This window comes from Pseudomonas veronii (assembly GCF_002028325.1).
Lineage (GTDB): Bacteria > Pseudomonadota > Gammaproteobacteria > Pseudomonadales > Pseudomonadaceae > Aquipseudomonas > Aquipseudomonas veronii.
The window spans coordinates 2,998,042-3,011,128 of the sequence record NZ_CP018420.1 but is presented as its reverse complement, the minus strand read 5'-3'; the positions used below and the strand labels follow the sequence as shown (position 1 = coordinate 3,011,128).

11 protein-coding genes are annotated in these 13,087 nt (G+C 62.5%); 5 read left to right on the top strand and 6 right to left on the bottom strand.

From position 1 onward, the window contains the following. Positions 1-124 precede the first annotated feature (124 nt). Both PverR02_RS13895 and map read left to right on the top strand, forming a co-directional pair. Positions 125-325 carry a ParD-like family protein gene (locus PverR02_RS13895; protein ID WP_003190946.1) on the top strand — a complete coding sequence of 67 codons (201 nt, stop codon included), beginning with the start codon at positions 125-127 and terminating at the stop codon, positions 323-325. After that, entirely contained in the window at positions 325-1,080 is a 756-nt protein-coding gene (gene map / locus PverR02_RS13890) for a type I methionyl aminopeptidase (RefSeq protein ID WP_079443654.1), read from the top strand. The genes PverR02_RS13895 and map overlap by 1 nt, the downstream gene beginning before the upstream one ends. Before the next feature lie 24 nt (positions 1,081-1,104). Here the strand turns inward: map and PverR02_RS13885 are convergent, their stop codons facing one another. Continuing rightward, positions 1,105-2,043 (bottom strand): magnesium transporter CorA family protein, encoded by a 939-nt coding sequence (locus PverR02_RS13885; protein WP_046383186.1) that lies wholly within the window; start codon positions 2,041-2,043, stop codon positions 1,105-1,107. A gap of 6 nt (positions 2,044-2,049) precedes the next feature. Further along, positions 2,050-3,636, bottom strand: coding sequence for a RimK family protein (locus PverR02_RS13880; RefSeq protein ID WP_079443653.1), 1,587 nt, complete (start codon positions 3,634-3,636; stop codon positions 2,050-2,052). Between the two features lie 94 nt (positions 3,637-3,730). Between PverR02_RS13880 and PverR02_RS13875 the strand changes: the two genes are divergently transcribed. After that, positions 3,731-4,831, top strand: a complete 1,101-nt coding sequence (locus tag PverR02_RS13875; protein ID WP_079443652.1) for a peptidase C39 family protein — start codon at positions 3,731-3,733, stop codon at positions 4,829-4,831. 38 nt (positions 4,832-4,869) lie between these two features. Here PverR02_RS13875 and PverR02_RS13870 read toward each other — a convergent pair whose 3' ends face one another. The 4 genes from PverR02_RS13870 to PverR02_RS13855 all read right to left on the bottom strand — a co-directional run bounded on the left by PverR02_RS13870 (position 4,870) and on the right by PverR02_RS13855 (position 8,585). Beyond that, positions 4,870-5,655, bottom strand: coding sequence for a sulfite exporter TauE/SafE family protein (locus tag PverR02_RS13870; RefSeq protein ID WP_079443651.1), 786 nt, complete (start codon positions 5,653-5,655; stop codon positions 4,870-4,872). Between the two features lie 91 nt (positions 5,656-5,746). Then, positions 5,747-6,517 (bottom strand): class I SAM-dependent methyltransferase, encoded by a 771-nt coding sequence (locus PverR02_RS13865; protein WP_017848417.1) that lies wholly within the window; start codon positions 6,515-6,517, stop codon positions 5,747-5,749. A 58-nt stretch (positions 6,518-6,575) separates the two neighbouring features. Next, positions 6,576-7,880: an ATP-binding protein gene (locus PverR02_RS13860; protein WP_046383182.1), complete on the bottom strand. Its 1,305-nt coding sequence runs from the start codon at positions 7,878-7,880 to the stop codon at positions 6,576-6,578. Positions 7,881-7,883: 3 nt separating this feature from the next. Further along, entirely contained in the window at positions 7,884-8,585 is a 702-nt protein-coding gene (locus PverR02_RS13855; RefSeq protein WP_017848415.1) for a response regulator transcription factor, read from the bottom strand. Positions 8,586-8,810: 225 nt separating this feature from the next. On the opposite strand from PverR02_RS13855, the gene PverR02_RS13850 reads away from it, so the two are divergent. Both PverR02_RS13850 and PverR02_RS13845 read left to right on the top strand, forming a co-directional pair. After that, complete coding sequence (locus PverR02_RS13850; protein ID WP_046383181.1) at positions 8,811-9,968, top strand: efflux RND transporter periplasmic adaptor subunit; 1,158 nt, start codon at positions 8,811-8,813, stop codon at positions 9,966-9,968. Between the two features lie 12 nt (positions 9,969-9,980). Beyond that, positions 9,981-13,070: an efflux RND transporter permease subunit gene (locus tag PverR02_RS13845; RefSeq protein ID WP_079443650.1), complete on the top strand. Its 3,090-nt coding sequence runs from the start codon at positions 9,981-9,983 to the stop codon at positions 13,068-13,070. The last annotated feature ends 17 nt before the right edge of the window (positions 13,071-13,087 follow it).

The following is a 13,087-nucleotide window of genomic DNA, read 5'->3' as shown; positions in this document are numbered from 1 at the left end:
TGTCACGAAATTACCCGGCGGTGGCCGGTCAAGTCAATGGCAAGGGGCCATTTCGCTGACGGGGCTTTACGATGGATATACGAAACGTATACGATCCGTATATTCATCTGACACAGTGAAGCACATGGGCATCGTCAAGATCACCGACCAACTGCATGAACAACTACGCCTGGCCAGTGCGGCCATGGACCGTTCCATCAACGCCCAGGCCGAGTTCTGGATCAAGATCGGCCTGCTCGCCGAACTCAACCCGCATTTGCCCTACAACGAGCTGATCAACAAGCTGTTGCTGGACAAGCCGGACCTGATCCGGGGGCGCAGCTGATGATCAAAACCGCCGCACAACTCGCCGTGATGCGCGAATCCGGGCGCCTGCTGGCCCAGGTGTTCAGCATGCTCGACGGTTTTGTCGCCGCCGGACGCTCCACCCTGGAGCTGGACAGCGCCGTCGAAGCCTTCATCCGCCACGAGCTCAAAGCCCGCCCGGCGAGCCTCGGGCAATACGACTACCCCTTCTCCATCAACACCTCGGTCAACGAAGTGGTGTGCCACGGCATGCCCAGCGCCACGCAAGTCCTCAAGGACGGCGACATCGTCAACATCGACATCACCCTGGAAAAAGGCGGCTTTATCGCCGACTCGAGCAAGATGTACATGATCGGTGCCGTCTCGCCGAAGGCACGCCGCCTGGTGGAGATGACCTTCGAGGCGATGTGGGCCGGTATCCGCCAGGTCAAGCCCGGCGCCCGCCTGGGCGACATCGGCCATGCGATCCAGCACCATGCGCAGGCCAATGGTTACAGCGTGGTACGCGAATACTGCGGCCACGGCATCGGCCGGCAGATGCATGAAGACCCCCAGATCCTGCACTTCGGTCGCCCCGGCACCGGGCTGGAGCTGCGCGAAGGCATGGTGTTTACCGTCGAGCCAATGCTGAACCAGGGCAGCGCCAAGGTGCGCAGCCTGAAGGACGGCTGGACGGTGGTGACCAAGGACAACAGCCTGTCGGCCCAGTGGGAACACACCGTGGCGGTGACGGCGGACGGGTTCGAGGTGCTGACCCTGCAAGCCACGTCCTGAGCCGGCCCCCCCAGGGATGGGGGGTCACCTCCCATTCGCGCCGCCTGCAATCCGCTTGAGCCCCAGCACCATCAACCCCGCGCCCAAGCCCATCGCCAACAAAAACAGCGGGTACGACACCCACCACGGCGTACCCGCCGTCATCATGCTGAACTCCGACATGCCGCCAATGCTGGCGATCAGGTTGAGCGGCAGAAACACCACGTTGATCAACGTCAGCTTGCGCAACAGGTTGTTCATGCTGTTGTTCATCAGGTTGCCGCGCGCGTCGATCAGCCCGGAGAACACGTTGGAATAGATCTCGGCCTGTTTGTAGCACTGGTGGTTCTCGATGATCAGGTCGTCGATCAGGCCGAGAATCTCGGCGCTGAAATGCTCCTTCTCGCCGTGGTTGCGCAGCCGCGACAGCACGGCGCCATTGCTGTGCAGCGCGTTGATGTAATAGATCAGGCTTTCGCTGAGGTTGAACATCTGCATCAGATGATGGTTGCTCATGGACGCGTTGAACTGTTGCTGCAGCTCCCGCGCGACCAGCTTGATCACTTTGAGGTGGCCGAGGTAGTGGTGAATGTTGTTGAGCAGCAGGTCGAGCAGCACATCCAGCGGTGTGTGCAATGGGCGACGGGCGCCGAGCCCGGACAGCGGGGTTTCATCGGTGGCGATCACCAACAGCCGGCCAGGTGAAAACAGCAGGCCGCAGGACGACACCTCAAACACCAGGGTGCCCCCGCCGGAGTAGTTCTCCGGCCGCTTCCAGATCAGAAACAGGTTGTCGGGGTGAAATTCGATGCGTGAGACTTCATCCGGGTCGAGCGCCGAGGCCAGGGCATGCTCGTCCAGTTTGTGGTGCTCAAGCAGCCAGTTGCGCTCGGCATGGTCAGGGTTGCTGAACAACATGATCGGGGCCTCGTCACTGTCCCCGCTGCGCAACTTTCCATCGATCAATTCAAAGCGCTGGATCATCGCGACTCACCAGACCTGGCCCTGACGCTTCAACTCCAGGCGTCGGACGAATTCCTCCAGCACCAGGCCATACAAGTCGTCCTGCAAGTAGGCATCTTCGATACCGGCATCCAGGTTGGGGTTGTCGTTGACCTCGATCACTACCACCTTGTCGCCCGATTGCTTGAGGTCCACGCCGTAGAGGCCGTCGCCGATCAGGTTGGCGGTCTTCACCGCCAGCTCCACCACGGCCTTGGGCGCCTCGTGGACCGCCAGGGTGCGGCATTCGCCGTTGATGTCCGCGCCGATGGCCTTGTGGTTGTAGATCTGCCAATGGCCTTTGGACATGAAGTATTGGCAGGCAAAGATCGGCTTGCGGTTGAGTACGCCAATGCGCCAGTCGTACTCGGTGTAGAAAAACTCCTGGGCCAACAGCAGCACCGAATGCTCGAACAGTTCGGCGGTGGCCTTGAGCAACGCTTCCTGGCTTTCGACCTTGATCACCCCGCGGGAGAAACAGCCGTCGGGGATTTTCAGCACCAGGGGGAAGCCGAGGCGTTCGCCGACCCGTTCGAAGTCTTCCGGTCGTTCCTTGTAGAGAATCTCGGTGGCCGGCATGCCCAGTTGATGGCTGTTGAGCAGGTCGGTGAGGTAGACCTTGTTGGTACAGCGCAGGATCGACGCGGGGTCGTCCATCACCACCAGGCCTTCGCTTTCGGCTTTCTTGGCGAAACGGTAGGTATGGTTGTCGACGCTGGTGGTCTCGCGGATCAACAAGGCGTCGTATTCGGCCAGGCGCGCGTAGTCCTTGCGCTCGATCAGCTCCACATCGATACCCAAACCCTTGCCGACCCTGATGAAATTTTCCAGGGCCCTGGCGTTGGACGGCGGCAATTGCTCCTGGGGATCATGCAGGATCGCCAGGTCATAGCGGGCCAATCGGCGTGAGCGCGGCTGACGCCAGATCTTGCGGCTGAAGTTGTCGAGGGCGTGGGCGAATTGGTCTTCCTGGTCATCGCGCAACTTGTGCAAGATGCCAGACTTGACCCCTTCGATATGCCAGCCGTTATTCTTTTTGAACTCAACTAACAAGATCGGGCACGGGAACGCTTCAAACAGTTGGCGGGCCAACTCCTGCAACGGCTCTATATTGGTTCGACCAAAATAAAGTGCCAGCGTAAAGCCTTCGGTATTGCTGTAAAGATGATGACTCAAGGCTTTATCGAGGGTTTTATCCAGGTCGTCCAGGGCCAGCCCGTACAGTGACTTCTTGGTCAGTTCACTGATGGTCCGCACCGATGGAATCACCTTGTGCCCGCGAGCCTCGGCCAACAGTGAGCAGTAGTAACCGTGCCCCAGGTACTTGTAGCCGCGACACAGGTTGATCACCTGCACACGCTTGCCGGTCTCGCTTTCACGGGTTTGTTCGAGATATTCCTGGGCCGTGACGATGTCTTCGCTGGGGAAGTAGGAGGCCCAGTCTTCCTTGCGTTCGACAATGATCACCACTTGGCTCGTGCCTCTGGGCGGAGCAGAAAAATAACCTTTGGAAGTTATTGTCGCCGCGACTGTTTGCTCGGATACTTCACGCCAATGACTTTGTACCGCCGACATAATATTTGATCCGCTTTAGAGAACTCGACCTTTTCTATTAAGCACGATCTTTTAGAGAAGTCCCGTTTCATTACGCAACTTTTACGGCGGTCATATGGCTCTTTTCTTTCGCGTTGCAACCCCCAGCGATGTGCCGACATTGGTGGCACTGGAACAGCACTGTTTCACCACCGATCGACTGTCGCCGCGCAGTTTTCACTGGATGATCAGCCGCGCCCATGGCGAGTTGCTGGTGGCTGAACAGGACGGCCAATTGCTCGGGTATGCGCTGGTGTTGTTCCATCGCGGCACGTCCCTGGCGCGGCTGTACTCGATTGCCATCGCCGAACACGCGCGCGGCCTCGGCCTGGGCAAGCAGTTGCTGAGTCGCATCGAGGCCTGCGCGGTGGAGCACGACTGTGCGTACCTGCGCCTCGAAGTGCGCAGCGACAACCCCGGCGCCCTCGCCCTGTATGAACGCAACGGCTACCGGCGCTTTGCGCTGATCAACGATTACTACGAAGACCACGCCCCGGCCCTGCGCCTGGAAAAACGCATCGTCCAGCACCAGGACGCGCGCGTGGAGCGTGTGCCGTATTACCCGCAAACCACCGACTTCACCTGTGGCGCCGCCTGCCTGCTGATGGCCATGGGCGCGTTGGTGGCGGAGCGCGTCGCCACACGCCGCGAAGAACTGCAAATCTGGCGTGAAGCGACCACCGTGTTCATGACCGCCGGCCATGGCGGTTGCAGCCCTCAAGGCCTGGCGCTGGCCGCCTGGCGTCGGGGCTTTCGTGTGCGGATGCAGGTGAATGTACGCGGGCCGTTGTTTCTCGACGGCGTGCGCGATCAGCATAAAAAGGACGTCATGCGTTTAGTGCATGACGCCTTCGAGGAAGAGTTGGCCACCAGCACGGTCGAGCAAGTGCTCGGCGGCGCGCTGGATCTGCCCAGGGTACTGCGCGACGGCGGGCAGCCGTTGGTGCTGATCAGCAGCTATCGGCTGACCCGCTCCAAGTCGCCGCACTGGGTGATGGTCACCGACTGCGACGACGACTTTGTCTACCTGCACGACCCGGATGTGGACCACAGCCAGCACCGCCAGCCCCTGGACTGCCAGCACCTGCCGGTCAGCCACGCGGAGTTCGAGCGCATGTGCCGGTTCGGCAACAACAAATTGCGCGCGGCGGTGGTGCTGTTCAAGCCGCCGGCTTGATCGAGGCGGTGAGCAGCGGCAATACGCGACCGCGTACCTTAGAAAGCCAGCTTATAACCGATGCTCATCAACATGATCGCCAGACACGGGCGCAGCACGCCGTCCGGGACTTTACCGGCCATGTGGCTACCGATGTAGATACCCGGCAGCGATCCCATCAGCAAAAAGCCCAGCAGGTGCCAATCCATATTGCCCATGCCGGCGTGGCCCAGGCCCGCTACCAGCGTCAGGGGTACGGCGTGGGCGATCTCGGTGCCGACCAGGCGCCGCGTGGCGAGGAACGGGTAAAGGATAAACAGCGCCACGGTGCCGAGGGCTCCGGCGCCGATGGAGGTCAGTGCCACCATGGCGCCGAGGACCGCCCCCGTGACCACCGTCAGCGCGTTCAGGTTGCGCGGGTGCATGTGGTAATCGTCGCCGGCATGGCGCTGGGCGAAGGCCAACAGGCGATGCTTGAACAGAATCGCCAGGGCGGTCAGCAGCAACACCACGCCGAGCGCCTGTTTGATCACCGCGTTCATCGCGCTGGGGTCGGTGTGCAGGCTGGCGAGGAACCACAGGGTCAGCAGCACCGCGGGCACGCTGCCCAGGGTGAGCCAGCCGGTGATGGTCCAGTCGATATTCTTGTTTTTGCCATGCACCAGCACCCCACCGGACTTGGTGATGGCGGCGTACAACAAGTCGGTGCCCACGGCGGTGGCCGGGTTAATGCCGAACCACAGCAGGATCGGGGTCATCAAGGAGCCCCCGCCGACACCGGTCATGCCGACGATAAAACCAACGATCAGGCCTGCAACTACGAAACCAACGTTACCCACATCCATCACAGCTACCTGCGGCCTTGTAAAATTCTGGCCGCAGGATAGCGATTTTTCTTATAACCACTTATATCAATATGATCTGACTTTATGCCTTTTACGTCAGTCGCTGGCAAACGTAGGCCTGGGTCTGATAGGGAAAGGCCACGGTATCGCGGCCTTTCAACGCCGGGTGAGTGGCGATCAGGTTGCGTAATTGCGCGGTGACCTCGGCTTTTTCAGCGGCGGGCAGTGCCGCGATAAAGCTGACGGAGAGGAAGCGATCCATGATCACTTCCTGCGGACTGCCGACGTGGTTGTAGGGAAAACAGGTCATCTCGGGGGCGGAAAAATACTCGCCGGTGAACGCCTCGCGCCATTTTCCGCTGTGAAAGCGCGGCGTATCGCCCTCGTAAGGCGTGATGATCGCGGTGATCGCTGCCACCCAGTCCACCGATTCATCCCGCACATTCCACACCAGCCCCAGACGCCCGTCGGGCTTGAGCACGCGATGAATTTCCGCCAACGCGGCCTGGGTGGAGAACCAGTGGAAGGACTGGGCGCAGACCAGCGCATCGGCGCAGGCGGACGCCAGGGGGATGGATTCAGCGGTGCCGTTGACCAAGCGCACATCCGGCAACAACCTGGCCAATTGCGCAGCCATCGCCTGCACGGGTTCGACGGCAATCAGCGTCGGCGCCAGGGCGTTCAGCAGGCGCGTGAACTTGCCGGTGCCGGCGCCCAGGTCGATCACCGTCGACTGCGCGTCGATGCGCAGTACGTCAGCCAGCCAGCCCGTGAGTTGCCGCGGATAGTTCGGTCGGCCCTGGGCGTAAGTGACGGCCTGGGTCGAAAAACCCTGTTGCGCAGACGTGTGAACACCGGTCATTGCCAATCTCTCCTCGGGTAAAGCGGGGACACAGTGTGCGCCTTCCCACCCGGTTTTTCTAATCCGTCACACTCGGCAACCACACACGAAACCGCGCACCGCCGAGCGGTGAAGCCTGCGCGGTCAGGGTGCCGCCCTGGGCTTCGAGGGCGCGTCGGCTGATCGCTAGGCCCAGGCCAAACCCGCCGGTGGAGCGGTCGCGGCTGCGGTCCAGGCGATAGAACGGCTCGAAGATACGTTCGCGCTGGTCCGGCGGAATACCGATGCCATCATCGTCCACGCAGATTTCGCAGCCCGTGGGACATACCTTGACCCCCACCTGGATGCGTTTGTCGCAGTAGCGCGTGGCATTGCGCAGCAGGTTTTGCAGGGCGCGGGCGGTCAGGCGCGGGTCGAGGCTGAAGCGCTCGACACTGCAGTCGAGCGCCACGTCGATCACAATCTCGGGGTGCTCCAGTTCGTCGTCGACGCTGCCCAGCACGCTGTCGACAAACTCGTCGAGCACCACCTCGACCCGCTCCGGTAACTGCGCAGGGTTTTGCAGGCGGCTGTAGGAAAGCAACTCCAACACCAGCTCATCCAGCTCACGGATATGCGCCACCAGGCTTTGCAGGCGCTCGCGGCTGGCCTGGGGCAGGTCTTCGGACAACGCCAGGGCCAGGCCGAAATCCAGGCGTGTCAGGGGGGTGCGCAGTTCGTGGGAGACCGCGTTGAGCAAGTCACGCTGCTGGTTCAACAGGTGTTCGATATCGTCGGCCATGGTGTCGAACACCGTCGCCAGGCTGCCGATATTGGAACTTGGCGGAATGCGCGTGCGTTCGCCAAAATTCCCCTTGCCCAACTGCGTGGCAGTGCTTTTCAGGCGCTCCAGGTCGCGCCAGTGCGGGCGCAGCCATACCAGTAGGCAGGCGAGCAGCGCGGCACCGATCAGTACGTTCATCGACCAGTACAGCAGGTTCATGTCCAGCGAGTCCGGCGGGATCGTCAGCTTGACCGCAAACTGCGGGTTGATCGGTGAGCTGACCTCGGCCATCCACCCCCACTCGCCCAGGCGGATAACCGGCTTGCCTTGGGCCAGCAGCTGCTCTTCTTCGGGGGTGTAGCGCGCGTCCTGGTGCAACAGCAGTTCAACCTTGAGCGGCGCGAAGTCACGGCCCAGTTGCTCGGTGACCTGGGACCAGCGCTCCACCGGCGCCCGCTGGTATTGCTTGACGATGAGTTTCTGCAGGCCGCGGGACTGTTCGACGTTGTAGTCCACGTAGCGGTGCTCGAACACCTGGATCACCAACTTGGGAATCAGGAAGATCGCCGCGCTGTAGGTGACGATCGTGATCAGATAGAGACGCAGCAGCACACGAAACATGACTCAGCATTCCCACTCGGATCGGCTGAACAGATAGCCTTTGCCCCACACCGTCTTGATCTTGCGCGCTTCCCCGGCGTGGTCGTCGAACTTGCGGCGCAGCTTGGAGATGGCCACGTCCACCGAGCGGTCGGTGCCGTTGAACTCGATCCCGCGCAGGCGTTGCAGGATCTGGTCGCGGCTGAGCACTTCACCGGCATGCCGCGCCAGCACCACCAGCAGGTTGTATTCGCCGCTGGACAACTCCACCGCCTGTTCGCGCCAGGTCGCGGTGCGTTCCGACAGGTCGATACACAGGTTGCCGATGACGATCTGGTCGTTGGCCACCTGCGGTTCGGACAAGCTGCTGCGGCGCAACAGCGTGCGGACCCGGGCCAGCAGCACGCGGGGCTCGCAGGGTTTGGTGACGTAGTCGTCGGCGCCCATTTCCAGGCCCAGCACCTGGTCGTGGCTGTCATCGCGGGCGGTCAGCATCAGGATCGGCAGGCCCGCCGAATCGGCGCGCAGCAAACGGCACACCTGCAGACCGTCGAGGCCGGGCAGCATCAGGTCGAGGATCACCAGGTCCGGCGGGTTGAGCCGCGCGCGTTCGCGAACATGGTCGCCCCGGCTGAGCACGCTGACGTGGTAGCCATTGCGCTCCAGGTAGCTGGCAATCAGCTCGGAGAGCGCGGCGTCGTCTTCGACCAGGAGGATGTTGGGCATGGTGTTTCCAAATAATGCAGTTATGGGTCTTACACAAATCCCATGTGGGAGGGGACTTGCTCCCTGCCACATTTGATCTTCAGTGTTTGCAAGGTTGTGCAAGGATATACGCCCGCGGCCGAACGTGGGCTGCACCTTACATTTCTTCACAGACGACCTACACAGCTTCACAGCAGCGCAGTGCCGGCGACATTAGGATGCACCAGTCAATATTGGGATAAGAGCATGTCGAAGAATCTGTTTGCGCCGTTTTGCTTGCTGGCCCTGACACTCGCCCTGAGTGCGTGTGACGAGTCGTCCGCCGAAGCACCGGAAATGCCCCTGGCCACAGTCCGCATCGAAACCCTCGAGGCCAAACCCCTGTCCATCAGCAGTGAACTGAGCGGGCGCATTGCCGCGCCGCGCATTGCCGAAGTGCGCGCGCGGGTCGCCGGGGTGGTGATGCAGCGGGTGTTCAAGGAAGGCCACGACGTGAAACAGGGCGACGTGCTGTTTCGCATTGACCCGGCACCGTTCAAGGCCGACCTGGACAGTGCTCAGGCCAACCTGAGCAAGGCCGAGGCCAATGCGTTCCAGGCGCGCCTGCAAGAACAGCGCTACAGCCAGTTGGTCGAAGGCAACGCCATCAGCGGCCAGGACTACGACAACGCCCGCGCAGCCCTGCGCCAGACCAACGCCGAGGTCGCCGCGAACAAGGCCGCCGTCGAACGGGCCAAACTGAACCTGGGCTACGCCACCGTCACCGCGCCGATTTCCGGGCGCATCGGGCGTGCGCTGGTGACCGAAGGCGCGCTGGTCGGCCAGAACGAGGCCACGCCGCTGGCGATCATCCAGCAATTGGACCCGATCCACGCCGACCTGACCCAGTCCACCCGTGAGTTGAACGAGCTGCGCCGCGCCTTCCGCGCCGGCAGCCTGAAACAAGTCGGCCAGGACCAGGCCAAGGCCACGCTGATCCAGGACGACGGCAGCCTGTATCCGCTGCCGGGCAAATTGCTCTTCGCCGAGATCAGCGTCGACCCCGGCACCGGGCAGATCATCCTGCGCAGCGAGTTCCCCAACCCGGACCTCGACCTGCTGCCCGGCAGTTTCGTGCGCGTGCGCCTGGAGCAGGCGGTCGACCGCCAAGGCATCAGCGTGCCGCAACGCGCGATCACCCGCGACAGCGCCGGCATCCCGATGGTGCTGTTGTTGGACGCCGAACAAACCGTGAGTTTGCAACCGGTGGAATTGGGCGCGGTGATCGATGACCGCTGGGTCGTCAGCGCCGGGCTCAAGGCCGGTGACCGCATCGTCGTCGAGGGCGTGCAACACGCGCGTCCCGGTGAAAAAGTTCAAGTGGATGACAGCCCGCCGCCGCCCGCCCAGGCTTCCGGCCAATAAGGATCTTTGACCATGCCGCAGTTCTTTATTGACCGCCCGATCTTCGCCTGGGTGGTCGCCCTGTTTATCCTGCTGGCCGGCGCGCTCGCCATCCCGCAGTTGCCGGTGGCCCAGTACCCCAACGTCGCACCGCCGAAAGTCGAGATCTACGCGGTGTACCCCGGCGCTTCGGCGCAGACCCTGGATGAAAGCGTGGTCAGCCTGATCGAGCAAGAGCTCAATGGCGCCGATCACCTGCTGTATTTCGAATCCCAGAGCAGCCTCGGCTCGGCCACCATCACCGCGACTTTCCAGCCGGGCACCAACCCGGAGATGGCCCAGGTCGATGTGCAGAACCGCCTCAAGGCCGTGGAATCGCGCTTGCCCCAGGCGGTGACCCAGCAGGGTTTACAGGTGGAGAAAGTCTCTGCCGGCTTCCTGCTGCTGGTGACCCTGACCTCCAGCGACGGCAAGCTCGATGACGTGGCGCTCAGCGACTACCTGGCGCGCAACGTGATGAACGAGCTCAAGCGCCTCGACGGGGTGGGCAAGGCCCAGCTGTATGGCGCCGAGCGGGCCATGCGGGTGTGGATCGACCCGCAGAAGCTGATCGCTTTCAACCTGACCCCGGCCGACGTGAATGCCGCGATCAGCGCGCAGAACGCCCAGGTTTCCGCCGGCAGCATCGGCGACTTGCCGGGCACCAAGACCCAGGAAATCACCGCGGCGATCCTGGTCAAGGGCCAGTTGTCCACGCCGGCCGAGTTCGCCGACATCGTACTCAAGGCCAACCCCGACGGTTCCACCGTGCGTATCGGCGATGTGGCACGGGTGGAAGTCGGCAGCCAGGAATACCAGTTCTCCACACGCCTGAACGGCAAGCCGTCCACCGCCGTCAGTGTGCAACTGTCGCCGGGCGCCAATGCGCTGAGCACCGCGAACATGGTGCGGGCGAAGATGGATGAGCTGTCGCGCTACTTCCCGGCCAATGTCGAATACAAGATCCCGTATGACACCTCGCCGTTCGTCAAAGTCTCGATCACCAAGGTGGTCTACACCCTGCTCGAAGCGATGGCGCTGGTGTTCGCGGTGATGTTCCTGTTCCTGCAGAACGTGCGCTACACGCTGATCCCGACCCTGGTGGTGCCGATTGCGTTGATGGGCACCTTCGCCACCATGCTGTTGCTCGGGTTCTCGATCAACGTGCTGACCATGTTCGGCATGGTGCTGGCCATCGGTATCCTGGTGGACGATGCGATCGTGGTGGTGGAGAACGTCGAGCGGATCATGGTCAGCGAGGGCCTGTCGCCCAAAGAGGCCACGCGCAAGGCCATGGGCCAGATCACCGGGGCCATCATCGGCATTACGTTGGTGCTGGTGGCGGTGTTTCTGCCGATGGCATTCATGCCAGGCTCGGTGGGGGTGATCTACCAGCAGTTTTCGCTGTCGATGGCCACCTCGATCCTGTTCTCGGCGTTCCTCGCCCTGACCTTGACCCCGGCACTTTGCGCGACCCTGCTCAAGCCGATCGCCAAGGATGAGCACCACGCCAAGGGCGGGTTCTTCGGCTGGTTCAACCGGCGTTTCGAACGGCTCACCGACCGCTACGAAGGCTGGGTGGCGTATGCCCTCAAGCGCAGCGGCCGTTACCTGTTGATCTACCTGGTGCTGCTGGTGGGCCTGGGGCTGATGTTCAGTCGCCTGCCCTCCTCGTTCCTGCCGGTGGAAGACCAGGGTTACACCATCATCGATATCCAGTTGCCGCCGGGCGCGAGCAAGAACCGCACGGTGCAGGTGGCCGAACAGATCGAAGCGCACAACGCCGAAGAGCCCGGGGTTGGCGACACCACCATGATCATGGGCTTCAGTTTCTCCGGCTCCGGGCAGAACGCGGCGCTGGCGTTCACCACGCTCAAGGATTGGTCGCAACGCAGCAGCGACGATTCGGCCGCCGCGATTGCCGACCGCGCCAACATGGCGTTCACCGAACTGAAAGACGCGATTGCCTATGCGATCCTGCCTCCACCGGTGGACGGCCTCGGCACCAGCAGCGGTTTCGAGTTCCGCCTGCAGGACCGTGGCGGCGTCGGCCACGCGGCGTTGATGGCGGCGCGTACCGAACTGCTGGACGCTGCGGGAAAAAGCCCGATCCTGGCCAACGTGCGTGAAAGCGCCCTGGCCGAAGCGCCGCAAGTGCAACTGCAGGTCGACCGCAAGCAGGCCAACGCGCTGGGCGTGTCCTTCGCCGATGTGGGCAATGTACTGTCGTCGGCCATCGGTTCGACCTACGTCAATGACTTCCCCAACCAGGGCCGCATGCAGCGCGTGGTGGTGCAGGCCGAAGGCGACCAACGCAGCCAGGTCGCGGATCTGTTGAAGATCAACGTGCGCAACAAGGCCGGCGAGATGGTGCCGCTGTCCGCGTTCGTCGTAGCCAAGTGGACCCAGGGGCCGACGCAGTTGACCCGTTACAACGGCTACCCGGCCATCGCCATTTCCGGTGAAGCGGCACCGGGGCACAGCACGGGCGAGGCGATGGAAGAAATCCAGCGCCTGGTCAACCAACTGCCGGCGGGCCTGGGCCAGGAATGGACCGGCCTGTCGTTGCAGGAACGCCTGTCCGGCTCCCAGGCGCCGCTGTTGCTGGGCCTGTCGCTGCTGATTGTGTTCCTGTGCCTGGCCGCCCTGTATGAAAGCTGGTCGATCCCGACGTCGGTGCTGCTGGTGGTGCCGCTGGGCGTGCTCGGCGCGGTGTTGGCCGTGACCTTGCGCGGCATGCCCAACGATGTGTTCTTCAAGGTCGGGCTGATCACCATCATCGGCCTGTCGGCGAAGAACGCGATCCTGATCATCGAGTTCGCCAAGGACCTGTACGAGCAGGGCGAAGACTTGCTCGACGCAACCTTGAAGGCCGCGCGGCTGCGCTTGCGGCCGATCATCATGACCTCGCTGGCGTTCATCCTCGGCGTGGTGCCCCTGGCGATTGCCACCGGCGCCAGTTCGGCGAGCCAGCAAGCGATCGGTACGGGGGTGATCGGCGGGATGATCACTGCGACGCTGGCGGTGGTGTTTGTGCCGGTGTTCTTTGTGGTCGTCATGAAGCTGGTGCGCAAGCGTCCATAACCCGCGCAAAAATGCGC